Source organism: Shinella sp. H4-D48 (genome assembly GCF_022637395.1).
Classification (GTDB): domain Bacteria; phylum Pseudomonadota; class Alphaproteobacteria; order Rhizobiales; family Rhizobiaceae; genus Shinella; species Shinella sedimenti.
This window is the reverse complement of record NZ_CP093337.1, coordinates 2,018,741-2,043,066: the sequence shown is the minus strand read 5'-3', so window position 1 is coordinate 2,043,066 and position 24,326 is coordinate 2,018,741. Positions and strand designations below refer to the sequence as shown.

Genomic DNA, 24,326 nt, shown 5'->3' with positions numbered 1-24,326 from the left:
ATCCGTTTAGGGCAGCGTTGCGGCACCCGGGTATCGCCGCAATTGCTTGCTAAGCAGAGGGCCCAAGGCCCACTAAGGAGATAGGCATGAACCAAGAGGTCATGAACCTTTTCAACCCGCAGGTGCCTGCGCAGACGTTCGATTCCATCCGGATTTCGATCGCGTCGCCGGAAAAGATCCTGTCCTGGTCTTACGGCGAGATCAAGAAGCCGGAAACCATCAACTACCGCACGTTCAAGCCGGAACGCGACGGTCTGTTCTGCGCGCGCATCTTTGGCCCGATCAAGGACTACGAGTGCCTGTGCGGCAAGTACAAGCGCATGAAGTACAAGGGCATCATCTGCGAAAAGTGCGGCGTCGAAGTCACGCTGTCGCGCGTTCGCCGCGAGCGCATGGGCCATATCGAGCTCGCTGCGCCCGTTGCCCATATCTGGTTCCTCAAGTCGCTGCCGTCGCGCATCGCGACGCTGCTCGACATGACGCTGAAGGATGTCGAGCGCGTTCTCTACTTCGAGAACTACATCGTGACCGAGCCGGGTCTCACCGCGCTCAAGGAAAACCAGCTTCTTTCCGAAGAAGAGTACATGATCGCCGTCGATGAATATGGTGAAGACCAGTTCACGGCGATGATCGGCGCCGAGGCCATCTACGAGATGCTCGCCTCGATGAACCTCGAGAAGATTGCAGGCGATCTGCGCTCGGATCTGGCGGACACCACGTCGGAACTGAAGCAGAAGAAGCTGATGAAGCGCCTGAAGATTGTCGAGAACTTCATGGAATCCGGCAACCGTCCGGAATGGATGATCATGAAGGTCGTTCCGGTGATCCCGCCGGACCTGCGTCCGCTCGTCCCGCTGGACGGCGGTCGTTTCGCGACGTCGGACCTCAACGATCTCTACCGCCGCGTCATCAACCGTAACAACCGTCTGAAGCGTCTCATCGAGCTGCGCGCACCGGGCATCATCATCCGTAACGAGAAGCGCATGCTTCAGGAATCGGTTGACGCCCTGTTCGACAACGGCCGCCGTGGCCGCGTCATCACCGGTGCCAACAAGCGTCCGCTGAAGTCGCTGTCCGACATGCTCAAGGGCAAACAGGGCCGCTTCCGCCAGAACCTGCTCGGCAAGCGCGTCGACTATTCCGGCCGTTCGGTCATCGTGACCGGCCCGGAACTCAAGCTGCACCAGTGCGGCCTGCCGAAGAAGATGGCGCTCGAACTGTTCAAGCCGTTCATCTACGCCCGCCTCGACGCGAAGGGTTTCTCCTCGACCGTCAAGCAGGCCAAGAAGCTCGTCGAAAAGGAAAAGCCGGAAGTCTGGGATATCCTCGACGAGGTCATCCGCGAGCATCCGGTTCTCCTGAACCGCGCACCGACGCTGCACCGCCTGGGCATCCAGGCCTTCGAACCGATCTTGGTCGAAGGCAAGGCGATCCAGCTGCACCCGCTCGTCTGCACGGCTTTCAACGCCGACTTCGACGGTGACCAGATGGCTGTTCACGTGCCACTCTCGCTGGAAGCCCAGCTGGAAGCGCGCGTGCTCATGATGTCGACCAACAACATCCTGCATCCGGCGAACGGCGCACCGATCATCGTTCCCTCGCAGGACATGGTTCTCGGCCTCTACTATCTGGCAATCATGAACCAGAACGAGCCGGGTGAGGGCATGGCCTTCTCCGACATGGGCGAACTGCACCATGCGCTGGAAAACAAGGTTGTCACGCTGCATGCCAAGATCAAGGGCCGCTTCAAGACCATGGATGCCGACGGCAACCTGGTTTCGAAGATCTACGAAACGACCCCTGGCCGCATGATCATCGGCGAACTTCTGCCGAAGAATGTCAACGTGCCGTTCGAGACCTGCAACCAGGAAATGACCAAGAAGAACATCTCCAAGATGATCGACACGGTCTACCGTCACTGCGGCCAGAAGGACACGGTCATCTTCTGCGACCGCATCATGCAGCTCGGCTTTGCCCATGCCTGCCGCGCCGGCATTTCGTTCGGCAAGGACGACATGATCATTCCGGAAACCAAGGCGAAGATCGTCGGTGACACCGAAACCCTCGTCAAGGAATACGAGCAGCAGTATAACGACGGCCTGATCACCCAGGGCGAAAAGTACAACAAGGTCGTCGACGCCTGGGGCAAGGCGACTGAAAAGGTTGCCGAAGACATGATGGCCCGCATTAAGGCCGTCGAATTCGACCCGGAAACCGGTCGTCAGAAGCCGATGAACGCCATCTACATGATGTCCCACTCGGGCGCCCGTGGTTCTCCGAACCAGATGCGCCAGCTGGGCGGCATGCGTGGCCTCATGGCCAAGCCGTCGGGCGAGATCATCGAAACGCCGATCATCTCGAACTTCAAGGAAGGCCTGACCGTGAACGAGTACTTCAACTCGACTCACGGCGCCCGCAAGGGTCTGGCAGACACCGCCTTGAAGACTGCGAACTCCGGTTACCTGACCCGTCGTCTCGTCGACGTCGCGCAGGATTGCATCGTCACGCACGTGGATTGCGGTACCGACAAGGGCCTCACCATGACGGCGATCGTCGATGCCGGCCAGGTCGTGGCTTCGATTGGTACCCGCGTTCTCGGCCGTACCGCACTCGACGACATCGATCATCCGGTCACGGGTGAGCGCATCGTCGATGCCGGCAGGATGATCCTCGAGGCCGATGTCGTCGAGATCGAGAAGGCTGGCATCCAGTCGATCCGCATCCGTTCGGCGCTGACCTGCGAAATCCAGACCGGCGTCTGCGGCGTCTGCTATGGTCGCGACCTCGCACGCGGCACGCCCGTCAACATGGGCGAAGCCGTTGGCGTCATCGCGGCACAGTCGATCGGCGAGCCGGGCACCCAGCTCACCATGCGTACCTTCCACTTGGGCGGCACGGCGACCGTGGTCGACCAGTCGTTCCTGGAAGCATCGTATGAGGGCACGGTGCAGATGAAGAACCGCAACATGCTGCGCAACTCCGAAGGCGCACTCGTCGCGATGGGCCGCAACATGGCGATCACCATCCTGGACGAGCGTGGCGTGGAGCGTTCCTCGCAGCGCGTCGCTTACGGTTCGAAGATTTTCGTCGACGATGGCGACAAGGTGAAGCGCGGCCAGCGTCTCGCCGAGTGGGATCCTTACACCCGTCCGATGATGACGGAAGTGGAGGGTACCGTTCACTTCGAAGACGTGGTCGACGGCATCTCGGTTCTGGAAACGACGGACGAGTCCACCGGCATCACCAAGCGTTCGGTCATCGACTGGCGTTCGACGCCGCGCGGTTCGGACCTGAAGCCGGCGATCATCATCAAGGACAAGAATGGCGCTGTTGCCAAGCTGTCCCGCGGTGGCGAAGCCCGCTTCATGCTCTCGGTCGACGCGATCCTCTCGGTCGAACCGGGTCAGAAAGTCTCCCAGGGTGACGTTCTTGCCCGCTCGCCGCTGGAAAGCGCCAAGACCAAGGACATCACCGGTGGTCTGCCGCGCGTTGCCGAACTGTTCGAAGCCCGTCGTCCGAAGGACCACGCCATCATCGCTGAGATCGATGGTACGGTTCGCCTCGGCCGCGACTACAAGAACAAGCGTCGCGTGATGATCGAGCCGGCGGAAGACGGTGTCGAACCGGTCGAGTACCTGATCCCGAAGGGCAAGCCCTTCCACCTTCAGGACGGCGACTTCATCGAAAAGGGTGACTACATCCTCGACGGTAACCCGGCGCCGCACGACATCCTGGCGATCAAGGGCGTGGAAGCACTCGCTTCCTACCTCGTGAACGAAATCCAGGAAGTCTACCGACTGCAGGGCGTCGTGATCAACGACAAGCACATCGAGGTGATCGTTCGCCAGATGTTGCAGAAGGTCGAGATCACGGATGCCGGCGACTCGACCTACATCGTTGGCGACAATGTCGACCGTATCGAGCTGGAAGACGTCAACGACGGCCTGATCGAGGAAGGCAAGAAGCCGGCATACGGCGATCCTGTCCTTCTCGGCATCACCAAGGCGTCGCTGCAGACCCCGTCGTTCATCTCGGCCGCTTCGTTCCAGGAGACCACCAAGGTTCTCACGGAAGCTGCGATCGCCGGCAAGACCGACGGCCTGCAGGGCCTCAAGGAAAACGTTATCGTCGGCCGCCTTATCCCGGCCGGTACCGGTGGAACCATGACCCAGATCCGCCGTATTGCGACGGCTCGCGACGAGATGATCCTCGACGAGCGCCGCAAATCGACGGGTGCGGGCGTCGCCACACCGATGCTGGCGGAACTCGCCGGCGGCGAAGGTGCCGCAGCCGAATAAGGCTGGATCCCATGACTGTGAAGACGCCGGGCCTCGTGCCTGGCGTTTTCGTTTCCGGCAGCTTCGGGCAGAAACAAAAAAGCCGCCCGGCGGACCGGGCGGCTTTTGCATGTCGGACTGTTGGAAGCGGTCAGGCGAAGCGGATGATCGCTACTTCGCCTTCAAGGGCGCCCTTGTAGGCGGAAGCGTGCGGCTCTTCCTCCGGCTCGCCCGTCAGAGTGCCGATCTGGTCGAGGTCGGCCTCGATGAAGCCTTCCTCCGAAAGCGCGTTCAGGGCCTCGCGTACGGCGCTGTCGTCATCGGGCGCGCGCAGCATGACGTGGATGTCCAGGCCATCGTCGCCCTCCCGCTCATAAGCCTTGCCGATGATGATGAAGACCATCGGTTCGTCGAGCGTATTGTTGTCGTTGTCGGCGCTGGACGCCATGGCGGGCTCCTTTCGGGATCGAGTTCTGGACATTCTATAAAGGGTAGGGCGGCGAGACCCAAAGGCAAAATGCGGCGCTGGGTCAGCCGGACGAGAGAATCAGTGGATGCAGATGGTGCGTGGTGACTCTTCCCGGTTGATTCCGTTTTCATGCTTTCTTAATATTCATTCGTGATGGATTGATGGCTCGCCCGATACCCGCCGAGGGCAGGGGGCGATGCCGAAAGCCCTGCATTTCAGGCATGTCCGCCGCCGCGGCCCGGGATTCTTTTGCCGCGCCCCTTGACCTTTTGCCCTTAAGTCAGTATTCCGCACGCCATCAGAGCCTATGTGAGGCTGGCTGGTTCGGAACGACTCGTTCTGGAGTTCGCCTCAAACAGGGCTCGACGCACGTTGAGAACATGAATGCTGCACGCATGACGCGGTTATAACGCGTCCTCTGCCTATTGGGGTCATCCGCTTATGTGGATCGGCCTTTTATTGCGCATGAACACGCGTGTGGCCATGTATCCGCCCGCAAGGGTAACGAGACTAGATTTGCAAGGGATGGTTCTATGCCTACCGTAAACCAGCTGATCCGCAAGCCGCGCCAGGCGCAGGTAAAGCGTAACAAGGTTCCTGCTCTGCAGGAAAACCCCCAGAAGCGTGGTGTTTGCACCCGCGTTTATACCACGACCCCGAAGAAGCCGAACTCGGCTCTGCGTAAGGTCGCCAAGATCCGCCTTACCAATGGCTTTGAAGTCATCGGCTACATTCCGGGCGAAGGTCACAACCTGCAGGAACACTCTGTCGTCATGATCCGTGGCGGCCGCGTGAAGGACCTTCCGGGTGTGCGTTACCACATCATCCGTGGCGTTCTCGACACCCAGGGCGTCAAGAACCGCAAGCAGCGCCGCTCCAAGTACGGCGCGAAGCGTCCGAAATAATACAGTAACCGGCGCCATTTCGCTGGTCGGAACCTTTTGAAGAAAGACGAAAAGTATGTCCCGTCGCCATAGAGCAGAAAAGCGCGAGATCAACCCGGACCCGAAGTTCGGCGATCTCGTTGTCACCAAGTTCATGAATGCCATCATGCTGGACGGCAAGAAGTCCGTCGCCGAAACGATCGTTTACGGCGCCTTCGACGTCGTGCAGGGTAAGGCCAAGGCCGACCCGCTGAGCGTGTTCCATTCGGCTCTCGACAACGTTGCGCCGCACGTCGAAGTGCGTTCGCGCCGCGTTGGTGGTGCGACCTACCAGGTTCCGGTCGATGTTCGTCCGGAGCGTCGTCAGGCTCTGGCCATCCGCTGGCTGATCTCGGCTGCCCGCAAGCGTAACGAAACGACCATGGTCGAGCGCCTTTCCGGCGAACTCATGGACGCATCGAACAATCGCGGCAGCGCGGTCAAGAAGCGCGAAGACACGCACAAGATGGCTGACGCCAACCGTGCCTTCTCGCACTACCGCTGGTAACCGAAACTAGACGTCTCGAAAGGAGCTCCAATGGCTCGCGAATACAAAATCGAAGACTACCGAAATTTCGGTATCATGGCGCATATCGACGCTGGCAAGACCACGACGACCGAGCGCATCCTGTACTACACCGGCAAGTCCCACAAGATCGGCGAAGTCCATGACGGCGCCGCCACGATGGACTGGATGGAGCAGGAGCAGGAACGCGGGATCACCATCACGTCCGCTGCTACCACGACCTTCTGGAAGGGCCGCGACGGCAAGACCCGCCGCTTCAACATCATCGACACTCCCGGCCACGTTGACTTCACCATCGAAGTCGAGCGTTCGCTGCGCGTTCTCGACGGTGCGATTGCCCTTCTCGATGCCAACGCCGGCGTCGAGCCGCAGACGGAAACCGTCTGGCGTCAGGCTGAGAAGTACAACGTTCCGCGCATGATCTTCTGTAACAAGATGGACAAGACCGGCGCGGATTTCTACCGCTCGGTTTCCATGATCAAGTCGCGTCTCGGTGCCACGGCTGTTGTCATGCAGCTGCCGATCGGCGCTGAAAGCGATTTCAAGGGCGTTGTCGATCTGATCGAGATGAATGCTCTCGTGTGGCGCGACGAGTCGCTCGGCGCGCAGTGGGATGTCGTCGAGATCCCGGAAGACATGAAGGAAAAGGCCGAAGAGTACCGCGAGAAGCTCATCGAGACCGTCGTCGAAATCGACGAGGCCGCGATGGAGGCTTACCTCGAAGGTAACTATCCGGACAACGACAAGATTCGCGAACTCGTTCGCCGCGGCACCATCGACGTGAAGTTCCACCCGATGTTCTGCGGTACCGCTTTCAAGAACAAGGGCGTTCAGCCGCTGCTCGACGCTGTTGTCGATTACCTGCCGTCGCCTGCGGATATCCCGGCGATCAAGGGCATCGACGTCAAGACCGAGACCGACACGGAGCGTCATGCGGACGACGCCGAGCCGCTCTCCATGCTCGCATTCAAGATCATGAACGACCCCTTCGTCGGTTCGCTCACCTTCGCCCGCATCTATTCCGGCAAGCTCGAAAAGGGCACGTCGGTCATGAACACGGTCAAGGAAAAGCGCGAGCGCGTCGGCCGTATGCTGCAGATGCATTCCAACTCGCGTGAAGACATCGAAGAAGCCTTCGCAGGCGACATCGTTGCTCTGGCCGGTCTCAAGGACACGACCACGGGCGACACGCTCTGCGATCCGCTGAAGCCGGTCATTCTCGAGCGCATGGAATTCCCGGAGCCGGTTATCCAGATCGCCATCGAGCCGAAGACGAAGAACGACCAGGAAAAGATGGGCCTCGCGCTCAACCGCCTGGCTGCAGAAGATCCGTCCTTCCGCGTCAAGACCGACGAAGAATCCGGCCAGACGATCATCGCCGGCATGGGTGAACTTCACCTCGACATTCTCGTCGACCGCATGCGTCGCGAGTTTAAGGTTGAGGCAAACGTCGGTGCTCCGCAGGTTGCTTACCGTGAGACGATCACGCGCAAGACCGAGAAGGACTACACGCACAAGAAGCAGACCGGTGGTACCGGCCAGTTCGCCCGCGTGAAGCTCGTATTCGAACCGAACCCGGATGGCGAAGATTTCCTCTTCGAATCCAAGATCGTCGGCGGTGCTGTTCCCAAGGAATACATCCCGGGCGTTCAGAAGGGTATCGAAAGCGTTCTGTCTTCCGGTCCGCTGGCAGGCTTCCCGATGCTGGGCGTCAAGGCGACCCTCATCGACGGCGCTTACCACGACGTCGACTCCTCGGTCCTCGCCTTCGAAATCGCATCGCGTGCCTGCTTCCGTGAAGCATCCCGTGAAGCTGGCGCACAGCTGCTCGAGCCGATGATGAAGGTCGAAGTCGTAACGCCGGAAGACTATGTCGGCGACGTGATCGGCGACCTGAACTCCCGTCGTGGCCAGATCCAGGGCCAGGAGAGCCGCGGCGTTGCCGTCGTCATCTCCGCCAACGTACCGCTGGCCAACATGTTCAAGTACGTGGATAACCTGCGCTCCATGTCGCAGGGCCGCGCCCAGTACTCGATGGTCTTCGACCACTATGCGCCGGTTCCGTCGAACGTCGCACAGGAAATCCAGGCAAAGTACTCCGGTCAGAAGTGACCGGGGTACGTCCCACCCAATTTGTATGAATTTCCCTTTGCGGGATCACGAACGGAGAGCCGGAAATGGCAAAGAGCAAGTTTGAGCGCAACAAGCCTCACGTAAACATCGGCACGATCGGGCACGTTGACCACGGCAAGACGTCGACGACGGCAGCGATCACGAAGTACTTCGGCGAGTTCAAGGCGTACGACCAGATCGACGCTGCTCCGGAAGAAAAGGCGCGCGGCATCACCATCTCGACGGCACACGTCGAATACGAGACGGCCAACCGTCACTACGCCCACGTTGACTGCCCCGGCCACGCCGACTACGTCAAGAACATGATCACCGGTGCTGCCCAGATGGACGGCGCGATCCTGGTTGTTTCGGCTGCCGACGGCCCGATGCCGCAGACGCGCGAACACATCCTGCTGGCTCGCCAGGTCGGCGTTCCCGCGATCGTCGTGTTCCTCAACAAGGTCGACCAGGTTGACGACGCCGAGCTTCTCGAGCTCGTCGAGCTGGAAGTTCGCGAACTGCTGTCGTCCTACGAATTCCCGGGCGACGACATTCCGATCGTCAAGGGTTCGGCTCTGGCCGCTCTGGAAGATTCGAACAAGGAAATCGGTGAAGACGCGATCCGCGCCCTGATGGCCGCTGTCGACGACTACATCCCGACGCCCGAGCGTCCGATCGACCAGCCCTTCCTGATGCCGATCGAAGACGTGTTCTCGATCTCGGGCCGTGGTACGGTTGTGACCGGCCGCGTCGAGCGTGGCATCGTCAAGGTCGGTGAGGAAATCGAAATCGTCGGCATCCGTCCGACGACGAAGACGACCTGCACGGGCGTTGAAATGTTCCGCAAGCTGCTCGACCAGGGCCAGGCCGGCGACAACATCGGTGCGCTTCTGCGCGGCGTCACGCGTGACGGCGTCGAGCGTGGCCAGATCCTGTGCAAGCCGGGTTCGGTCAAGCCGCACAAGAAGTTCATGGCAGAAGCCTACATCCTGACGAAGGAAGAAGGCGGCCGTCATACGCCGTTCTTCACGAACTACCGTCCGCAGTTCTACTTCCGCACGACGGACGTGACGGGCATCGTGTCGCTGCCGGAAGGCACGGAAATGGTCATGCCGGGCGACAACGTCACCGTTGAAGTCGAGCTGATCGTTCCGATCGCGATGGAAGAAAAGCTGCGCTTCGCTATCCGCGAAGGCGGCCGTACCGTCGGCGCAGGCATCGTTGCCTCCATCGTCGAGTAAGACTTAAGGCTTCAGGCCGCTGAAATAGGAAGGGCAGGAGACAATCCTGCCCCTCCGGTCTTTGAAAATTTAGCGGACTGGCCTTTCGGCAATTGTATTTTCGTGCGCGTTCCTTTATGGAACCGCCAGAATCAAAAACGCGGATTCCCCAAGAGAATCGCGCGAATAACGAACTAAGGAAAAGTCGTATGAACGGCCAGAACATCCGCATCCGCCTCAAGGCGTTTGACCACCGGATCCTTGATGCCTCCACGCGTGAGATCGTGTCGACGGCAAAGCGCACCGGCGCAAGCGTCCGCGGCCCCGTTCCGCTCCCGACCCGTATTGAAAAGTTCACTGTCAACCGTTCGCCCCACGTGGACAAGAAGAGCCGTGAACAGTTCGAGATGCGCACGCACAAGCGCCTGCTCGACATCGTAGATCCGACGCCGCAGACGGTCGATGCTCTCATGAAGCTCGACCTTGCGGCCGGTGTAGACGTAGAGATCAAGCTCTAAGTCCGGCGTAAGCCGAATAACAAGGAAGGTACGTGGCATTAAGCCGACGTCTTCTGAAAACGGGAAACCCGACGGCCTTTGAGGCCTGAGTGGAATCCTTAAACCAAGAGGCATGAAGGGGCTCCCTCTCGAGGGGTTGCCCCGACAGGACTTCTAAGAGGATTGAACCATGCGTTCAGGTGTGATTGCACAGAAAGTAGGGATGACTCGCGTCTATAACGACGCAGGTGAGCACATTCCCGTAACAGTATTGCGACTGGATAACGTCCAGGTCGTTGCTCAGCGTACGCAGGACAAGAATGGCTACACGGCCGTTCAGCTCGGCGCCGGCTCTTCCAAGGTGAAGAATACGGCAAAGGCGCTGCGCGGTCAGTTCGCCGCTGCAAGCGTCGAGCCGAAGGCCAAGCTCGTCGAATTCCGCGTGTCGGAAGACAACCTCATCGAAATCGGCGCGGAACTGACCGCCAGCCATTTCGTCGCCGGCCAGCTGGTCGACGTTACCGGCACCACGATCGGTAAGGGCTTTGCCGGCGCCATGAAGCGCCACAACTTCGGCGGTCTTCGTGCAACGCACGGCGTTTCCGTTTCGCACCGTTCGCACGGTTCGACGGGTAACAACCAGGACCCGGGCAAGGTCTGGAAGGGCAAGCGCATGGCTGGTCACATGGGCCAGACGCGCGTCACCACCCAGAACCTCGAAGTCGTCTCCACGGACGAAGAGCGCGGTCTCATCCTCGTCAAGGGCGCGGTCCCGGGCTCCAAGGGCGCCTGGATCGTTGTTCGCGACGCCGTCAAGTCCGGCACCCCGTCCGACGCTCCGCGTCCGGCCGCCGTGCGCGCCGCAGCTAAGTAAGGGAGCCTGATCATGGATCTCAAAGTCACGACCCTCGCAGGGAAGGACGCCGGCAAGGTTTCCGTTTCCGACGCGATCTTCGGCCTCGAGCCGCGCGAAGACATCATTGCCCGCGTCGTTCGCTGGCAGCTCGCGAAGAAGCAGCAGGGCACGCACCAGTCGCTGACCCGCGGCGAAGTTTCGCGTACCGGCTCCAAGATGTACAAGCAGAAGGGTACGGGCCGCGCTCGTCACCATTCGGCTCGCGCTCCGCAGTTCCGCGGCGGTGCCAAGGCTCACGGCCCGGTATCCCGTAGCCACGCTCACGACCTGCCCAAGCAGGTCCGCGCGCTCGGCCTGCGTCACGCTCTCTCGGCCAAGCTCAAGGCTGACGACGTCATCATCATCGACGACCTCGTCGCCGCAGAAGCAAAGACGAAGGCTCTGGCCGGCGTATTCGCTTCCCTCGGCCTCACCAATGCTCTCTTCATCGGCGGCGCTGAACTTGACGGCAACTTCAAGCTCGCAGCTCGCAACATCCCGAACGTGGATGTACTGCCGATCCAGGGCATCAACGTTTACGATATCCTGCGCCGCGGCAAGCTCGTGCTCTCCAAGGCTGCTGTAGAAGCCCTCGAGGAGCGGTTCAAATGACGGATCTTCGCCACTACGATGTGATCGTATCTCCTTCGATCACCGAAAAGTCGACGCTGGTATCCGAAAACAACCAGATCGTCTTCAACGTCGCCAAGCGCGCTTCCAAGCCTGAAATCAAGGCTGCCGTGGAAGCTCTCTTCGGCGTCAAGGTCACGGCTGTGAACACGCTCGTCCGCAAGGGCAAGGTAAAGCGTTTCCGCGGCTTCGCCGGCCGGCAGGGAGATGTCAAGAAGGCTATCGTCACGCTTGCTGACGGTCAGTCCATCGACGTCTCCACCGGGCTCTAATCGAGCAGTCGGCTAAAGAGGAAACAAGAAAATGGCATTGAAAAGCTACAACCCGACCACTCCGAGCCAGCGCCAGCTGGTCATCGTCGACCGGTCGGGCCTTTACAAGGGCAAGCCCGTAAAGGCTCTCACCGAGGGTCTCTCCAAGAGCGGTGGCCGTAACAACGCAGGTCGCATCACTGCCCGCTTCATCGGCGGCGGTCACAAGCGTACCTACCGTCTCGTCGACTTCAAGCGTCGCAAGTTCGACGTCGAAGGTACGGTCGAGCGTCTGGAATACGACCCGAACCGCACGGCGTTCATCGCTCTGGTGAACTATGCTGACGGCGAGCAGGCTTACATCCTGGCGCCGCAGCGCCTGGCTGTCGGCGACAAGGTCATCGCGTCTGAGAAGGCCGTTGACGTGAAGCCCGGCAACACCATGCCGCTGCAGTACATGCCGGTTGGTTCGATCGTCCACAACGTCGAAATGAAGCCCGGCAAGGGCGGTCAGATCGCACGTTCGGCTGGTACCTTCGTACAGCTGGTCGGTCGCGACCAGGGCATGGCGATCCTTCGCCTCAACTCTGGCGAACAGCGCCTGGTTCATTCGTCCTGCCTAGCAACCATCGGCGCCGTCTCCAACCCGGAACACGGCAACATCAATGATGGTAAGGCTGGCCGTACGCGCTGGCGCGGCAAGACCCCGCACAACCGCGGTGTCGTCATGAACCCCGTCGACCACCCGCATGGTGGTGGTGAAGGCCGCACCTCCGGTGGTCGTCACCCGGTTTCCCCGTGGGGTAAGCCCACCAAGGGCAAGCGGACCCGTTCGAACAAGTCGACCGACAAGTTCATCATGCGCTCGCGCCACTTGAAGAAGAAGTAAGAGAGGTTAGTCAGAAATGGCTCGTTCAGTATGGAAAGGCCCGTTTGTTGACGGCTATCTTCTCAAGAAGGCTGAGAAGGTTCGTGAAGGCGGTCGCAGCGAAGTTATCAAGATCTGGAGCCGTCGCTCCACGATCCTGCCGCAGTTCGTTGGATTGACCTTCGGTGTCTACAACGGCTCGAAGCACATCCCGGTGGCCGTCAATGAAGACATGGTCGGCCACAAGTTTGGTGAATTCGCTCCGACGCGGACCTATTACGGTCACGGCGCGGACAAGAAGGCGAAGAGGAAGTAACGATGGGTAAGGCTAAAGCCGAACGTCGGCTGAAGGATAACGAGGCGCAGGCCGTTGCGCGCACGATCCGCGTCAGCCCCCAGAAGCTCAACCTGCTTGCTGCGCTCATCCGCGGCAAGAAGGTCGATCGCGCCCTTGCAGAACTTGAATTCTCGCGCAAGCGTAGCGCCGAGACCGTCAAGAAGACGCTCGAATCCGCGATCGCAAACGCAGAAAACAACCACGACCTCGACGTCGACAGCCTTGTCGTCGCCGAAGCCTATGTCGGCAAGTCGATTGTCATGAAGCGTTTCCACGCTCGTGGCCGCGGCCGTGCATCGCGGATCGAGAAGCCTTTCTCGCATCTCACGATCGTCGTCCGTGAAGTCGAAGCCAAAGGGGAGGCCGCATAATGGGCCAGAAGATTAATCCGATCGGTTTCCGCCTCGGCATCAACCGTACCTGGGACAGCCGCTGGTTCGCCGACAACGCCGAATACAGCCAGCTGCTTCACGAAGACCTGAAGATCCGCAAGTTCGTTCAGGATGAACTGAAGCAGGCCGGTATCGCCAAGGTCGTCATCGAGCGTCCGCACAAGAAGTGCCGTGTCACGATCCACTCGGCTCGCCCGGGTCTGATCATCGGCAAGAAGGGTGCAGACATCGAAAAGCTTCGCAAGAAGCTTTCCGAGATGACGAACTCCGAAACGCACCTCAACATCGTTGAAGTGCGCAAGCCGGAAGTCGACGCGACCCTCGTTGCACAGTCGATCGCCCAGCAGCTCGAGCGCCGCGTGGCTTTCCGCCGTGCGATGAAGCGCGCTGTGCAGTCGGCCATGCGTCTTGGCGCCGAAGGCATCAAGATCACCTGCGGCGGCCGTCTCGGCGGTGCGGAAATCGCGCGTACCGAATGGTACCGCGAAGGTCGCGTTCCGCTCCACACGCTGCGTGCGGACATCGACTACGGTACGGCTGAAGCCGAAACCGCATTCGGTATCTGCGGCATCAAGGTCTGGATCTTCAAGGGCGAAATCCTTGAGCACGATCCGATGGCCTCTGAGCGTCGCGCGAGCGAAAGTGACAGCCAGGGTCCCGCAAGCCGCGAACGCGGTGATCGCGGCGACCGTCGTCGTGAAAACGCGTAACAGTCGCGTTTGGCAGCCAATATCGGAGAAGTAAAAAAATGTTGCAGCCAAAGCGTACCAAGTACCGCAAGCAGTTCAAGGGCCGCATCAAGGGTGTCGCCAAGGGCGGCTCCGAGCTCGCTTTCGGCGAGTTCGGCTTGAAGGCTCAGGAACCGAACCGCGTGAACGCTCGCGAGATCGAAGCGGCCCGCCGCGCGATCACCCGTTACATGAAGCGTGCCGGCCGTGTGTGGATCCGCGTGTTCCCCGACGTTCCGGTCACCGCCAAGCCCACGGAAGTCCGTATGGGTAAGGGTAAGGGTTCGGTCGAATACTGGGCAGCCAAGGTCAAGCCCGGTCGTATGATGTTCGAGATCGACGGTGTCTCCGAGGAGATCGCCCGCGAGGCGCTTCGTCTCGGCTCGGCCAAGCTCTCGGTCAAGACGCGCTTCGTACAGCGCATTGCAGAGTAAGGAGCGAGCGCCATGAAAGCCGCAGACGTCAAGGCGCTCAGCGCCGATCAGCTCAACGAAGAGCTTGCCAAGCTGAAGAAGGAGCAGTTCAACCTGCGCTTCCAGAAGGCCACCGGCCAGCTTGAGAAGACCTCGCGCATCAACGAAGTCCGCAAGGACATCGCACGCGTCAAGACCATTGCCCGCCAGAAGGCGGCAGAAGCCAAGGCCTAAGGACCAAAAAATATGCCGAAACGCATTCTGCAGGGCACTGTTGTCAGCGACAAGAACGACAAGACTGTTGTCGTGCGCGTCGAACGCCGTTTTGCCCATCCCCTGCTTCAGAAGACCGTTCGCCGGTCGAAGAAGTACAAGGCGCATGACGAAACCAACCAGTACAAGGTCGGCGACGTCGTTTCCATCCAGGAATGCGCCCCGATTTCGAAGGACAAGCGCTGGACCGTCGTAGCGGCCCAGGCTTAAAAACAGCAGATTTCGCGTCGGGCCTTGCGTCTGGCGCGAAAACCTGTATGAAGCAGCGCAAGGACGCTCGGAATCACGAGCGTCTTTTGCTTTGAGCGCACGGAAGGTCCGTCGGTTCGCCGAAGGGAAACCACCCTGGCAACACATCTTCCCGCGCGAAGACATGAATTTCCATATGCTGGAACAGGGGGCCTTTCCTTGATCGGGATTGGCCCAACCGGTCTGGTAAAACAAGAAGGCGACCTGACATGATTCAGATGCAGACTAACCTCGACGTCGCGGATAATTCCGGCGCACGTCGTGTCATGTGCATCAAGGTGCTGGGCGGCTCCAAGCGCAAGTACGCTTCCGTTGGCGACGTTATCGTCGTCTCGATCAAGGAAGCTATTCCGCGCGGCCGCGTGAAGAAGGGTGATGTGATGAAGGCGGTTGTCGTTCGCACCGCCAAGGACATCCGTCGCGCCGACGGCAGCGTCATTCGTTTCGACAGCAACGCCGCTGTCCTGATCGACAACAAGAAAGAGCCTATCGGCACCCGTATCTTCGGACCGGTTCCGCGCGAGCTTCGCGCCAAGAACCACATGAAGATCATCTCGCTGGCTCCCGAAGTACTCTAAGGAGCGATGGCTATGCAAAAGATTCGCAAGGGCGACAAGGTCGTCGTACTCACCGGCAAGGACAAGGGCCGTACCGGTGAAGTTGTGCAGGTGCTGCCGAAGGAAGATCGTGCGGTCGTCAAGGGTATCAACCTGGTGAAGCGTCACCAGCGCCAGTCCCAGACCCAGGAAGCCGGCATCATCACCAAGGAAGCTTCGATCCATCTGTCGAACATTGCCATTGCCGATCCCAAGGACGGCAAGCCGACCCGCGTTGGCTTCAAGGTTGAGGGCGACAAGAAGGTTCGTGTTGCAAAGCGTTCGGGAGTGTCGATCGATGGCTGACACCAAGTATGAGCCGCGGCTCAAGAAGGAATATGTCGAGCGTATCCGCAAGGCGCTTATGGAGCAGTTCTCCTACGCCAACGAGATGCAGATCCCGCGCCTCGACAAGATCGTGATCAACATGGGCGTGGGCGAAGCCACGGGCGACTCGAAGAAGCCTTCGGTTGCCGCCGCTGACCTCGCAGCGATTGCCGGCCAGAAGCCGGTCATCACGCGCGCCCGCAACTCCATCGCCGGCTTCAAGCTGCGCGAAGGCATGCCGATCGGCGCGAAGGTTACCCTTCGTGGCGCCCGCATGTTCGAATTTCTGGATCGCCTCGTGAACATCGCGCTGCCCCGCGTACGCGACTTCCGTGGTCTGAACCCGAAGTCCTTCGATGGCCGTGGCAACTTCGCCATGGGTATCAAGGAGCACATTGTGTTCCCTGAGATCAACTACGACAAGGTTGATCAGATGTGGGGCATGGACATCATCGTTTGCACGACGGCCCCGACGGACGACGAAGCGCGCGCTCTTCTGAAAGAGTTCAGCTTCCCGTTCCGCGCCTGACCGTAACGACAAGCGTAAAGAAGGATTACTGTTATGGCTAAAACCAGCGCAGTCGAGAAGAACAAGCGCCGCCGCAAACTGGTCGCAAACCAGGCTGCAAAGCGCGCCGCCCTCAAGGCGATCATCCAGAACCAGGCTCTTCCGATCGAAGACCGCTTCAAGGCAACCTTGAAGCTTGCCGAAATGCCGCGCAATGGTTCCAAGACCCGCATCCGCAACCGTTGCGAAGTCACCGGCCGTCCTCGTGCGTTTTATCGCAAACTTGGTATGTCGCGTATTGCGCTTCGTGAACTGGGCAATTCCGGCAAGGTGCCGGGCATTGTCAAGTCGAGCTGGTAAGGAGACGGGTACATGGCAATGACTGATCCCCTGGGCGATATGCTCACCCGTATCCGCAACGGTGCTGCTCGCCGCAAGTCCAGCGTTTCCACGCCGGCTTCCAAGCTGCGCGCACGCGTTCTGGATGTCCTTCAGGCTGAAGGCTACATCCGCGGATACTCCGAAGTCGAATTCGGCAACGGCAAGTCCGAGCTGAGCATCGAACTCAAGTACTACGAAGGCGCGTCCGTGATCCGCAAGATCGACCGCGTCTCCAAGCCGGGCCGCCGGGTCTATGTCTCGGTCAAGTCCATTCCGCAGGTCGCGAACGGCCTCGGCATCACCATCCTTTCGACTCCGAAGGGCGTGATGGCCGATCACCAGGCACGCGAACAGAACGTTGGTGGCGAGGTTCTTTGCTCGATCTTCTAAGATCGGGCATGGATCTCCATAACGAACAGACAGGATAAAACAATGTCTCGTATCGGTAAGAAGCCCGTTCCGGTTCCCGCTGGTGTTACCGCGACCGTCGATGGTCAGAAGGTCACCGCGAAGGGCCCGAAGGGTGAACTGTTCTTCGTTGCAAACGACGAAGTTTCGGTGAAGCTCGAAGACAACGCCGTTGTCGTCGAGCCGAACAGCCAGTCGAAGGATGCTCGTTCCAAGTGGGGCATGTCCCGCACGATGGTCGAGAACATCTTCAAGGGCGTCAAGGACGGCTACGAGCGCAAGCTCGAAATCAACGGCGTCGGTTACCGCGCGTCTCTGCAGGGCAAGAACCTGCAGCTGGCACTCGGCTTCAGCCATGACGTCGTCTACCAGACGCCGGAAGGCATCACGATCGCTGTTCCGAAGCCGACCGAAATCATCGTGTCCGGCATCAGCAAACAGCAGGTCGGCCAGGTCGCTGCGGAAATCCGCGAGTACCGTGGCCCCGAGCCCTACAAGGGCAAGGGCGTCAAGTACGCGGAAGAGCGCATCGTCCGCAAGGAAGGCAAGAAGAAGTAAGGATCACGCGAAATGGCTAGCACTAAAGAAGCTCTCGTGCGCCGCGCCAACCGCGTGCGCCGTTCCCTCAAGGCGGTGGCCAATGGCCGTCCGCGCCTGTCGGTTCATCGCTCGTCGAAGAACATCTACGTACAGGTTATCGACGACGTGGCCGGCAAGACGCTTGCGTCCGCCTCCACGCTCGACACCGATCTGCGTTCGTCGCTGAAGACGGGCGCCGACACGGCAGCAGCTGCTGCCGTCGGCAAGCTCATTGCCGAGCGCGCAGTCAAGGCCGGCGTCAAGGACGTCGTCTTCGACCGTGGCGCCTTCCTCTACCACGGCCGCGTCAAGGCTCTTGCCGACGCTGCTCGTGAAGGTGGCCTGAACTTCTGATCATTCGGCCGGGCGCTTCGGCGCCCCGCCGATCTCAGTAGGGTATCTGTCGCTTCCATTTTTTTAGGATGGGGGCGACTTTCGTCAATCTGCCGATTGCACCCGGAAAAGAAAAAGGAAAAGGACAATGGCACAGGAAAAGCGCGGTCGCGATGACCGCCAGAACCGCGAAGAGCGCGACAGCGAGTTTGTCGACAAGCTCGTCGCGATCAACCGCGTCGCAAAGGTCGTCAAGGGCGGCCGTCGTTTCGGTTTTGCAGCTCTCGTCGTCGTGGGCGACCAGAAGGGCCGCGTCGGCTTCGGCCATGGCAAGGCTCGTGAAGTTCCGGAAGCAATCCGGAAGGCCACGGAAGCCGCCAAGCGCGACCTTATCTTCGTTCCGCTGCGCTCGGGCCGCACGCTGCACCACGACGTGCACGGCCGTCACGGCGCCGGCAAGGTTCTGCTTCGTTCGGCCAAGGCTGGTACCGGTATCATCGCCGGTGGTCCGATGCGCGCGGTCTTCGAAACGCTCGGCGTTCATGACGTCGTCGCAAAGTCGACCGGTTCGTCGAACCCCTACAACATGATTCGTGCGACGTTCGACGCTCTCAAGAGCCAGATGCACCCGAAGGACATCGCAGCACAGCGCGGCCTCAAATACGCCACGCTGCAGGCTCGCCGCCAGTCCGCCGGCGTCGCTGCTGAAGAATAAGGAGCCCTGATCCATGGCTAAGAAAGAAACCGCCAAGAAGACGGTGACTGTCGAGCAGATCGGCAGCCCCATCCGCCGTCCGGCTGTTCAGCGCGCCACGCTGGTCGGCCTGGGCCTTAACAAGATGCACCGGGTCCGTACGCTGGAAGACACGCCGTCTGTCCGCGGCATGATCCGCGCCGTCCAGCACCTCGTCCGCGTCGTCGACGAGAAGTGAGGGAGACAAGATCATGAAACTTAATGAAATCAAGGACAACGAAGGCTCTTCGAAGAACCGTAAGCGCCTCGGTCGCGGTATCGGTTCCGGCAAGGGCAAGACCGGTGGTCGCGGTGTCAAGGGTCAGAAGGCTCGTTCGGGCGTTGCCATCAACGGCTTCGAAGGCGGTCAGATGCCCATCTACCGTCGCCTGCCCAAGCGCGGCTTCACGAACATCTTCTCGTCCGACTTCAACGTCGTTTCGCTGGAGCGCGTTCAGAAGGCCATCGACGCCGGCAAGCTCGACGGCAAGGCAACGGTTGATGCTGCAGCCCTCAAGGCTGCCGGTGTCATCCGCCGCATCAAGGACGGCGTTCGCATCCTCGCTGACGGCGAACTGAAGGCCAAGGTCGCTTTCGAAGTGGCTGGCGCTTCCAAGCCGGCGGTGGAGAAGATCGAAAAGGCCGGCGGCTCGATCAAGCTGCTGATCGCAGCCCCCGAAGCTGCCGAATAATTCCACGAAATAATCGCCCGGTGTGCTTCACACCGGGCGATTTTGCTCCCATATGTGAGCCTCACAACGACGGCCGGGAATTGTCTCTCCGCTGTTGTCCGGAAGAAAAACCAGGGTGAGGCCGGGATTGCTTGACAATCCGCGTTTCAACCGGTTTAGGCTCCATCCGTCCGATTTGCCGCAACGGCAAAAGGGCACGACCAATTTCAGCATATGCGCATTGCCCGGGGAGGGCAGGGCGCGAATGCCAACGGATAAGCCATTTCGGACCTGGCCGGGCGTCGCCGCCGCCGGATTGGCTACGCGGAGAAATGCATGGCTTCGGCAGCGGAACAACTTGCCTCTAATTTGAACTTCTCGACTTTCGCCAAGGCGGAAGACCTGAAGAAGCGTCTCTGGTTCACGCTGGGCGCGCTGCTCGTATATCGTCTCGGCACCTACATTCCGTTGCCGGGCCTCAACCCCGATGCTTTCGCGCAGGCCTTCCGCGGCCAGTCCGGCGGTATTCTCGGTCTCTTCAACATGTTCTCCGGTGGCGCCGTCGAGCGCATGGCGATCTTCGCGCTCGGCATCATGCCGTACATTTCCGCGTCGATCATCGTGCAGCTGATGACATCGGTTGTTCCTTCGCTCGAGCAGCTGAAGAAGGAAGGCGAGCAAGGCCGCAAGATCATCAACCAGTACACCCGCTACGGCACGGTGCTGCTCGGCACGCTGCAGGCCTATGGCATTGCGGTGGGCCTCGAAAGCGGGGCAGGGCTTGTCAACGATCCGGGCTGGTTCTTCCGCATTTCCACGGTCATTTCGCTGCTCGGCGGTACCATGTTCCTGATGTGGCTGGGTGAGCAGATCACCTCGCGCGGTATCGGCAACGGCATTTCGCTGATCATCTTCGCCGGCATCGTCGCCGCGCTGCCCGGCGCGCTGGCCGGCACGCTGGAACTCAGCCGCACAGGCGCGCTGTCGATCGGCGTCGTCATCGCCGTCGTCGTCATGGCTGTCGGCGTCATCGCGCTCATCGTCTTTGTCGAGCGTGCCCAGCGCCGCCTGCTGATCCAGTATCCGAAGCGACAGGTCGGCAACCGCATGTTCCAGGGCGACACCTCGCATCTGCCGCTGAAGCTGAACACCGCTGGCGTTATCCCGGCCATTTTCGCCTCCTCGTTGCTGCTTCTGCCGGCAACGCTTGCTGGCTTCTCCAACACGTCGGAATTGCCCGCCTGGGCGACGTCGATCATCGCCTCGCTCGGCCATGGCCGCCCACTCTACATGGCGCTCTATGCCGCCATGATCGCCTTCTTCGCCTTCTTCTACACGGCCATCGTCTTCAACCCGAAGGACACGGCCGATAACCTGAAGAAGCACGGCGGCTTCATCCCGGGCATCCGCCCCGGCGAGCGCACCGCTGAATATATCGATTACGTGCTGACCCGTATTACGGTCATCGGCGCTGCCTACCTGATGTTCGTCTGTATTCTTCCTGAAATTCTCATCGCTCAGACAGGTGTGCCCTTCTACCTTGGTGGTACATCGCTTTTGATTGTTGTCAGCGTGACCTTGGATACGGTAGCACAGATACAGGGCCACCTGATCGCCCAGCAGTATGAAGGGCTGATCAAGAAGTCGAAGTTGCGTGGAGGTAAGAGGGGACGATGAGACTGATTTTTCTGGGCCCGCCGGGTGCCGGCAAGGGGACGCAGGCCAAGCTGCTGACCGAGAAGTACGGCATCCCGCAGCTTTCCACGGGGGACATGCTCCGCGCGGCCGTTGCCGCCGGGACGGATGTCGGCAAGCGCGCCAAGGCCGTCATGGATGCCGGCCAGCTGGTTTCGGATGCGATCGTCAACGAGATCGTGTCCGACCGAATCGCCGAGCCGGACTGCGCGAAGGGGTTCATCCTCGACGGCTATCCGCGCACGGTTCCGCAGGCCGAAGCCCTCGATGGGATCCTGGCCGGCAAGGGTATCGCACTTGATGCGGTCATCGAGCTGAAGGTCGATGAGGATGCGCTGGTCAAGCGCATGGAGAATCGCGTCGCCGAAACCATCGCTGCGGGCGGCACCGTCCGCTCCGACGATAATGCCGAATCTTTCAAGCGCCGGCTGACCGAATACCGTGAGAAGACCGCGCCGCTGTCGAACTATTATGCCTCGACCGGCAAGCTTCAGACCGTCGATGGCATGGCCAATGTCGACAAGGTGACCGCCGAGATCGACGGAATCCTCGAGAGTGCCTGATATCAGGCAAAAAGGAACGGCCGGGGAGTTGACTTTTTCGGCCGATTCCCCTTAAGACAGCGCCAACTCGCGACATGCCATTGCGATCGGCGCGGATTTCCAGATGAGAAGTCCGGGTGCGGTCCTTTTGGTGCGTACCGAACATCGATTGAGCGTTGCGGCTTTCGAAGCCGTTTCAAATGAAGAAGACCACTTGCCGGATGGCAACTGGAAGCAAGGAGAACAGGCGTGGCACGTATCGCTGGCGTCAACATCCCGACTGCAAAGCGCGTAGTCATCGCGCTGACCTATATCCACGGGATCGGCCCGAAGTTTGCAAAGGAAATCATCGAGAAGGTCGGTATCCCGGCTGATCGTCGCGTTCACCAGCTGACGGACGCAGAAGTCCTGCAGATCCGTGAAGCAATCGATCGTGACTATCAGGTCGAAGGTGACCTGCGTCGCGAAACCTCGATGAATATCAAGCGTCTCATGGACCTCGGTTGCTACCGTGGCCTGCGTCACCGCCGCAGCCTTCCGGTTCGCGGTCAGCGCACGCACACGAACGCCCGTACCCGCAAGGGCCCGGCCAAGGCCATCGCAGGCAAGAAGAAGTAATTTCCCGGAAACGGGGAACGGGAGGCTGGCGCTTCGCGCCGGCCTCTTTTGAGTTTCGAGCAGGGGCTTGCCTGATGTCAGGGTCCTGGTCGGTGGAGCTGCTGGTGTTACGGCAGTGACGATATCGCCGCACGCTTTGCCTGATGGCTGCGTGCAATTGTTATTCAGGGAAGGGGTGCTGCCCCGACCCGGTGGAGCCGCTGGCATTACGGCGGTGTCGAGATCAACGAAAGGACTACCCATGGCCAAGGAAGCCGCACGCGTCCGCCGTCGCGAACGCAAGAACATCACCTCGGGTGTTGCTCACGTCAATTCTTCGTTCAACAACACGATGATCACCATCACGGACGCACAGGGCAACGCCATTGCCTGGTCGTCGGCCGGCGCCAAGGGCTTCAAGGGCTCGCGTAAGTCGACCCCGTTCGCTGCCCAGATCGCTGCCGAAGACTGCGCCAAGAAGGCCCAGGAACACGGCATGAAGTCGCTGGAAGTCGAAGTCTGCGGTCCGGGTTCGGGTCGCGAATCGGCTCTGCGCGCCCTCCAGGCTGCCGGCTTCATGATCACGTCCATCCGCGACGTGACCCCGATCCCGCACAACGGTTGCCGCCCGCGCAAGAAGCGTCGCGTCTGATCATCGCATTCGAACTGCTGGAAAAGCCGGTCGGCTTTTCCAGAACTTCAGGGCTCGGTCGCCACGATTGGATGGTGGCGGCGAACGGAAGGCAAAACATATGATCCAGAAAAACTGGCAGGAACTGATCAAGCCGAACAAGGTGGAGTTCACCTCCTCCGGCCGCACCAAGGCAAGCCTTGTTGCCGAGCCGCTGGAGCGTGGCTTCGGCCTGACGCTCGGCAACGCGCTGCGGCGCGTTCTCCTGTCGTCGCTGCGCGGTGCGGCTGTCACCGCCGTGCAGATCGACGGCGTCCTGCACGAGTTCTCCTCCATCCCGGGCGTCCGGGAAGATGTGACGGACATCGTGCTGAACATCAAGGAAATCGCCATCAAGATGGATGGCGATGACGCGAAGCGTATGGTCGTGCGCAAGCAGGGTCCGGGCGTCGTTACGGCTGGTGATATCCAGACGGTCGGCGACATCGAGATCCTGAACCCCGAGCATGTCATCTGCACCCTCGACGAGGGCGCGGAGATCCGTATGGAGTTCACGGTCAACAACGGCAAGGGCTATGTCCCGGCTGACCGCAACCGTTCCGAAGACGCACCGATCGGCCTCATCCCGGTCGACAGCCTCTACTCGCCGGTCAAGAAAGTGTCCTACAAGGTGGAAAACACCCGTGAAGGCCAGGTTCTCGACTACGACAAGCTGACGATGACCATCGAAACCGACGGTTCCGTCACGGGCGAGGATGCAATTGCGTTCGCGGCCCGCATTCTTCAGGACCAGCTCTCGGTCTTCGTCAACTTCGACGAGCCGCAGAAGGAAGCCGAGGAAGAATCGGTCACGGAACTGGCGTTCAATCCGGCGCTCCTCAAGAAGGTCGACGAACTGGAACTGTCCGTCCGTTCGGCGAACTGCCTGAAGAACGACAACATCGTCTATATCGGCGATCTCATTCAGAAGACCGAAGCCGAAATGCTTCGCACTCCGAATTTTGGTCGCAAGTCGCTTAACGAGATCAAGGAAGTTCTCGCTTCTATGGGCCTGCACCTCGGCATGGAAGTGCCTGCATGGCCGCCCGAGAACATCGAAGATCTCGCCAAGCGTTACGAAGACCAGTACTGAGGCCGCACGCGCCCCTTCCGGGGCGCGCAAGGCTGGCCTCAGCAAGATCAACGCGTATGGACATGGTCTCGCGGCACGCGAGATGGACATGCGCCCCGTCAAACGGCAGGCAACTGCCTGCATGTGAAGGAGA

The 24,326-nt window shown here is 60.2% G+C and carries 32 protein-coding genes; 31 read left to right on the top strand and 1 reads right to left on the bottom strand.

Annotated features, from left to right (window positions below):
• Positions 1-86 precede the first annotated feature (86 nt).
• Positions 87-4,298, top strand: coding sequence for a DNA-directed RNA polymerase subunit beta' (gene rpoC, locus MNR02_RS10060; protein WP_241596215.1), 4,212 nt, complete (start codon positions 87-89; stop codon positions 4,296-4,298).
• A gap of 130 nt (positions 4,299-4,428) precedes the next feature.
• On the opposite strand, the gene MNR02_RS10055 is transcribed toward rpoC, so the two are convergent.
• Positions 4,429-4,725, bottom strand: a complete 297-nt coding sequence (locus MNR02_RS10055; RefSeq protein ID WP_134652687.1) for a transcriptional regulator — start codon at positions 4,723-4,725, stop codon at positions 4,429-4,431.
• Between the two features lie 554 nt (positions 4,726-5,279).
• On the opposite strand from MNR02_RS10055, the gene rpsL reads away from it, so the two are divergent.
• The 30 genes from rpsL to MNR02_RS09905 all read left to right on the top strand — a co-directional run bounded on the left by rpsL (position 5,280) and on the right by MNR02_RS09905 (position 24,193).
• A complete protein-coding gene (gene rpsL, locus MNR02_RS10050; RefSeq protein WP_003507760.1) occupies positions 5,280-5,651 on the top strand; it encodes a 30S ribosomal protein S12 in 372 nt (123 codons plus the stop codon).
• A gap of 55 nt (positions 5,652-5,706) precedes the next feature.
• Entirely contained in the window at positions 5,707-6,177 is a 471-nt protein-coding gene (gene rpsG, locus MNR02_RS10045) for a 30S ribosomal protein S7 (RefSeq protein ID WP_241596211.1), read from the top strand.
• Between the two features lie 30 nt (positions 6,178-6,207).
• Complete coding sequence (gene fusA, locus MNR02_RS10040; RefSeq protein WP_241596208.1) at positions 6,208-8,307, top strand: elongation factor G; 2,100 nt, start codon at positions 6,208-6,210, stop codon at positions 8,305-8,307.
• A 65-nt stretch (positions 8,308-8,372) separates the two neighbouring features.
• Positions 8,373-9,548: an elongation factor Tu gene (gene tuf / locus MNR02_RS10035; protein ID WP_241596205.1), complete on the top strand. Its 1,176-nt coding sequence runs from the start codon at positions 8,373-8,375 to the stop codon at positions 9,546-9,548.
• A 188-nt stretch (positions 9,549-9,736) separates the two neighbouring features.
• Positions 9,737-10,045, top strand: a complete 309-nt coding sequence (rpsJ, locus tag MNR02_RS10030) for a 30S ribosomal protein S10 (protein ID WP_003507767.1) — start codon at positions 9,737-9,739, stop codon at positions 10,043-10,045.
• Between the two features lie 169 nt (positions 10,046-10,214).
• Positions 10,215-10,898 (top strand): 50S ribosomal protein L3, encoded by a 684-nt coding sequence (rplC, locus tag MNR02_RS10025; protein WP_024270438.1) that lies wholly within the window; start codon positions 10,215-10,217, stop codon positions 10,896-10,898.
• Between the two features lie 12 nt (positions 10,899-10,910).
• Positions 10,911-11,531 (top strand): 50S ribosomal protein L4, encoded by a 621-nt coding sequence (rplD, locus tag MNR02_RS10020; RefSeq protein ID WP_241596202.1) that lies wholly within the window; start codon positions 10,911-10,913, stop codon positions 11,529-11,531.
• Positions 11,528-11,821, top strand: coding sequence for a 50S ribosomal protein L23 (locus MNR02_RS10015; RefSeq protein WP_117372286.1), 294 nt, complete (start codon positions 11,528-11,530; stop codon positions 11,819-11,821). The genes rplD and MNR02_RS10015 overlap by 4 nt, the downstream gene beginning before the upstream one ends.
• 31 nt (positions 11,822-11,852) lie before the next feature.
• On the top strand, positions 11,853-12,689 hold the full coding sequence (gene rplB, locus MNR02_RS10010; RefSeq protein ID WP_134649048.1) for a 50S ribosomal protein L2: 837 nt from the start codon (positions 11,853-11,855) through the stop codon (positions 12,687-12,689).
• Positions 12,690-12,705: 16 nt separating this feature from the next.
• Entirely contained in the window at positions 12,706-12,984 is a 279-nt protein-coding gene (rpsS, locus tag MNR02_RS10005; protein WP_023517272.1) for a 30S ribosomal protein S19, read from the top strand.
• A gap of 2 nt (positions 12,985-12,986) precedes the next feature.
• The gene (gene rplV, locus MNR02_RS10000) at positions 12,987-13,376 is read left to right on the top strand and encodes a 50S ribosomal protein L22 (RefSeq protein WP_134649049.1); all 390 of its coding nucleotides are present in this window, start codon (positions 12,987-12,989) and stop codon (positions 13,374-13,376) included.
• The gene (gene rpsC, locus MNR02_RS09995) at positions 13,376-14,107 is read left to right on the top strand and encodes a 30S ribosomal protein S3 (protein WP_241596199.1); all 732 of its coding nucleotides are present in this window, start codon (positions 13,376-13,378) and stop codon (positions 14,105-14,107) included. Before rplV ends, rpsC begins: the two co-directional genes overlap by 1 nt.
• Positions 14,108-14,145: 38 nt before the next feature.
• Entirely contained in the window at positions 14,146-14,559 is a 414-nt protein-coding gene (rplP, locus tag MNR02_RS09990) for a 50S ribosomal protein L16 (RefSeq protein ID WP_024270440.1), read from the top strand.
• Positions 14,560-14,571: 12 nt separating this feature from the next.
• Positions 14,572-14,772: a 50S ribosomal protein L29 gene (gene rpmC / locus MNR02_RS09985; RefSeq protein WP_024270441.1), complete on the top strand. Its 201-nt coding sequence runs from the start codon at positions 14,572-14,574 to the stop codon at positions 14,770-14,772.
• A gap of 12 nt (positions 14,773-14,784) precedes the next feature.
• The gene (rpsQ, locus tag MNR02_RS09980) at positions 14,785-15,021 is read left to right on the top strand and encodes a 30S ribosomal protein S17 (protein ID WP_117372292.1); all 237 of its coding nucleotides are present in this window, start codon (positions 14,785-14,787) and stop codon (positions 15,019-15,021) included.
• Positions 15,022-15,269: 248 nt separating this feature from the next.
• Positions 15,270-15,638, top strand: a complete 369-nt coding sequence (gene rplN / locus MNR02_RS09975) for a 50S ribosomal protein L14 (protein WP_147182031.1) — start codon at positions 15,270-15,272, stop codon at positions 15,636-15,638.
• Between the two features lie 12 nt (positions 15,639-15,650).
• Complete coding sequence (gene rplX / locus MNR02_RS09970) at positions 15,651-15,962, top strand: 50S ribosomal protein L24 (protein WP_241596196.1); 312 nt, start codon at positions 15,651-15,653, stop codon at positions 15,960-15,962.
• Positions 15,955-16,512, top strand: a complete 558-nt coding sequence (rplE, locus tag MNR02_RS09965) for a 50S ribosomal protein L5 (RefSeq protein WP_241596193.1) — start codon at positions 15,955-15,957, stop codon at positions 16,510-16,512. Before rplX ends, rplE begins: the two co-directional genes overlap by 8 nt.
• A 33-nt stretch (positions 16,513-16,545) precedes the next feature.
• Positions 16,546-16,851, top strand: coding sequence for a 30S ribosomal protein S14 (gene rpsN / locus MNR02_RS09960; RefSeq protein WP_241596190.1), 306 nt, complete (start codon positions 16,546-16,548; stop codon positions 16,849-16,851).
• 12 nt (positions 16,852-16,863) lie between these two features.
• Positions 16,864-17,262, top strand: a complete 399-nt coding sequence (gene rpsH / locus MNR02_RS09955; RefSeq protein ID WP_134649052.1) for a 30S ribosomal protein S8 — start codon at positions 16,864-16,866, stop codon at positions 17,260-17,262.
• 42 nt (positions 17,263-17,304) lie between these two features.
• Positions 17,305-17,838, top strand: coding sequence for a 50S ribosomal protein L6 (rplF, locus tag MNR02_RS09950; protein WP_241596187.1), 534 nt, complete (start codon positions 17,305-17,307; stop codon positions 17,836-17,838).
• A 12-nt stretch (positions 17,839-17,850) separates the two neighbouring features.
• Entirely contained in the window at positions 17,851-18,213 is a 363-nt protein-coding gene (rplR, locus tag MNR02_RS09945) for a 50S ribosomal protein L18 (RefSeq protein WP_134649054.1), read from the top strand.
• A gap of 127 nt (positions 18,214-18,340) precedes the next feature.
• Complete coding sequence (gene rpsE, locus MNR02_RS09940; RefSeq protein ID WP_134649055.1) at positions 18,341-18,907, top strand: 30S ribosomal protein S5; 567 nt, start codon at positions 18,341-18,343, stop codon at positions 18,905-18,907.
• Positions 18,908-18,920: 13 nt separating this feature from the next.
• Positions 18,921-19,124 (top strand): 50S ribosomal protein L30, encoded by a 204-nt coding sequence (rpmD, locus tag MNR02_RS09935; protein ID WP_119258419.1) that lies wholly within the window; start codon positions 18,921-18,923, stop codon positions 19,122-19,124.
• Between the two features lie 13 nt (positions 19,125-19,137).
• On the top strand, positions 19,138-19,617 hold the full coding sequence (gene rplO, locus MNR02_RS09930; protein ID WP_241596184.1) for a 50S ribosomal protein L15: 480 nt from the start codon (positions 19,138-19,140) through the stop codon (positions 19,615-19,617).
• A 315-nt stretch (positions 19,618-19,932) separates the two neighbouring features.
• Complete coding sequence (secY, locus tag MNR02_RS09925; protein ID WP_241596181.1) at positions 19,933-21,273, top strand: preprotein translocase subunit SecY; 1,341 nt, start codon at positions 19,933-19,935, stop codon at positions 21,271-21,273.
• Entirely contained in the window at positions 21,270-21,854 is a 585-nt protein-coding gene (locus MNR02_RS09920; RefSeq protein ID WP_241596177.1) for an adenylate kinase, read from the top strand. Before secY ends, MNR02_RS09920 begins: the two co-directional genes overlap by 4 nt.
• 228 nt (positions 21,855-22,082) lie before the next feature.
• The gene (rpsM, locus tag MNR02_RS09915; protein WP_134649059.1) at positions 22,083-22,451 is read left to right on the top strand and encodes a 30S ribosomal protein S13; all 369 of its coding nucleotides are present in this window, start codon (positions 22,083-22,085) and stop codon (positions 22,449-22,451) included.
• 241 nt (positions 22,452-22,692) lie between these two features.
• Positions 22,693-23,082: a 30S ribosomal protein S11 gene (rpsK, locus tag MNR02_RS09910; protein WP_023513823.1), complete on the top strand. Its 390-nt coding sequence runs from the start codon at positions 22,693-22,695 to the stop codon at positions 23,080-23,082.
• Positions 23,083-23,182: 100 nt separating this feature from the next.
• Complete coding sequence (locus MNR02_RS09905; RefSeq protein WP_134649060.1) at positions 23,183-24,193, top strand: DNA-directed RNA polymerase subunit alpha; 1,011 nt, start codon at positions 23,183-23,185, stop codon at positions 24,191-24,193.
• The last annotated feature ends 133 nt before the right edge of the window (positions 24,194-24,326 follow it).

What these genes read in the sequence shown, in the direction of transcription:
- rpoC (WP_241596215.1), top strand. Translation starts at nt 87, where the DNA reads ATGAACCAAGAGGTCATGAACCTTTTCAACCCGCAGGTGCCTGCGCAG.
- MNR02_RS10055 (WP_134652687.1), bottom strand. Translation starts at nt 4,725, where the DNA reads ATGGCGTCCAGCGCCGACAACGACAACAATACGCTCGACGAACCGATG.
- rpsL (WP_003507760.1), top strand. Translation starts at nt 5,280, where the DNA reads ATGCCTACCGTAAACCAGCTGATCCGCAAGCCGCGCCAGGCGCAGGTA.
- rpsG (WP_241596211.1), top strand. Translation starts at nt 5,707, where the DNA reads ATGTCCCGTCGCCATAGAGCAGAAAAGCGCGAGATCAACCCGGACCCG.
- fusA (WP_241596208.1), top strand. Translation starts at nt 6,208, where the DNA reads ATGGCTCGCGAATACAAAATCGAAGACTACCGAAATTTCGGTATCATG.
- tuf (WP_241596205.1), top strand. Translation starts at nt 8,373, where the DNA reads ATGGCAAAGAGCAAGTTTGAGCGCAACAAGCCTCACGTAAACATCGGC.
- rpsJ (WP_003507767.1), top strand. Translation starts at nt 9,737, where the DNA reads ATGAACGGCCAGAACATCCGCATCCGCCTCAAGGCGTTTGACCACCGG.
- rplC (WP_024270438.1), top strand. Translation starts at nt 10,215, where the DNA reads ATGCGTTCAGGTGTGATTGCACAGAAAGTAGGGATGACTCGCGTCTAT.
- rplD (WP_241596202.1), top strand. Translation starts at nt 10,911, where the DNA reads ATGGATCTCAAAGTCACGACCCTCGCAGGGAAGGACGCCGGCAAGGTT.
- MNR02_RS10015 (WP_117372286.1), top strand. Translation starts at nt 11,528, where the DNA reads ATGACGGATCTTCGCCACTACGATGTGATCGTATCTCCTTCGATCACC.
- rplB (WP_134649048.1), top strand. Translation starts at nt 11,853, where the DNA reads ATGGCATTGAAAAGCTACAACCCGACCACTCCGAGCCAGCGCCAGCTG.
- rpsS (WP_023517272.1), top strand. Translation starts at nt 12,706, where the DNA reads ATGGCTCGTTCAGTATGGAAAGGCCCGTTTGTTGACGGCTATCTTCTC.
- rplV (WP_134649049.1), top strand. Translation starts at nt 12,987, where the DNA reads ATGGGTAAGGCTAAAGCCGAACGTCGGCTGAAGGATAACGAGGCGCAG.
- rpsC (WP_241596199.1), top strand. Translation starts at nt 13,376, where the DNA reads ATGGGCCAGAAGATTAATCCGATCGGTTTCCGCCTCGGCATCAACCGT.
- rplP (WP_024270440.1), top strand. Translation starts at nt 14,146, where the DNA reads ATGTTGCAGCCAAAGCGTACCAAGTACCGCAAGCAGTTCAAGGGCCGC.
- rpmC (WP_024270441.1), top strand. Translation starts at nt 14,572, where the DNA reads ATGAAAGCCGCAGACGTCAAGGCGCTCAGCGCCGATCAGCTCAACGAA.
- rpsQ (WP_117372292.1), top strand. Translation starts at nt 14,785, where the DNA reads ATGCCGAAACGCATTCTGCAGGGCACTGTTGTCAGCGACAAGAACGAC.
- rplN (WP_147182031.1), top strand. Translation starts at nt 15,270, where the DNA reads ATGATTCAGATGCAGACTAACCTCGACGTCGCGGATAATTCCGGCGCA.
- rplX (WP_241596196.1), top strand. Translation starts at nt 15,651, where the DNA reads ATGCAAAAGATTCGCAAGGGCGACAAGGTCGTCGTACTCACCGGCAAG.
- rplE (WP_241596193.1), top strand. Translation starts at nt 15,955, where the DNA reads ATGGCTGACACCAAGTATGAGCCGCGGCTCAAGAAGGAATATGTCGAG.
- rpsN (WP_241596190.1), top strand. Translation starts at nt 16,546, where the DNA reads ATGGCTAAAACCAGCGCAGTCGAGAAGAACAAGCGCCGCCGCAAACTG.
- rpsH (WP_134649052.1), top strand. Translation starts at nt 16,864, where the DNA reads ATGGCAATGACTGATCCCCTGGGCGATATGCTCACCCGTATCCGCAAC.
- rplF (WP_241596187.1), top strand. Translation starts at nt 17,305, where the DNA reads ATGTCTCGTATCGGTAAGAAGCCCGTTCCGGTTCCCGCTGGTGTTACC.
- rplR (WP_134649054.1), top strand. Translation starts at nt 17,851, where the DNA reads ATGGCTAGCACTAAAGAAGCTCTCGTGCGCCGCGCCAACCGCGTGCGC.
- rpsE (WP_134649055.1), top strand. Translation starts at nt 18,341, where the DNA reads ATGGCACAGGAAAAGCGCGGTCGCGATGACCGCCAGAACCGCGAAGAG.
- rpmD (WP_119258419.1), top strand. Translation starts at nt 18,921, where the DNA reads ATGGCTAAGAAAGAAACCGCCAAGAAGACGGTGACTGTCGAGCAGATC.
- rplO (WP_241596184.1), top strand. Translation starts at nt 19,138, where the DNA reads ATGAAACTTAATGAAATCAAGGACAACGAAGGCTCTTCGAAGAACCGT.
- secY (WP_241596181.1), top strand. Translation starts at nt 19,933, where the DNA reads ATGGCTTCGGCAGCGGAACAACTTGCCTCTAATTTGAACTTCTCGACT.
- MNR02_RS09920 (WP_241596177.1), top strand. Translation starts at nt 21,270, where the DNA reads ATGAGACTGATTTTTCTGGGCCCGCCGGGTGCCGGCAAGGGGACGCAG.
- rpsK (WP_023513823.1), top strand. Translation starts at nt 22,693, where the DNA reads ATGGCCAAGGAAGCCGCACGCGTCCGCCGTCGCGAACGCAAGAACATC.
- MNR02_RS09905 (WP_134649060.1), top strand. Translation starts at nt 23,183, where the DNA reads ATGATCCAGAAAAACTGGCAGGAACTGATCAAGCCGAACAAGGTGGAG.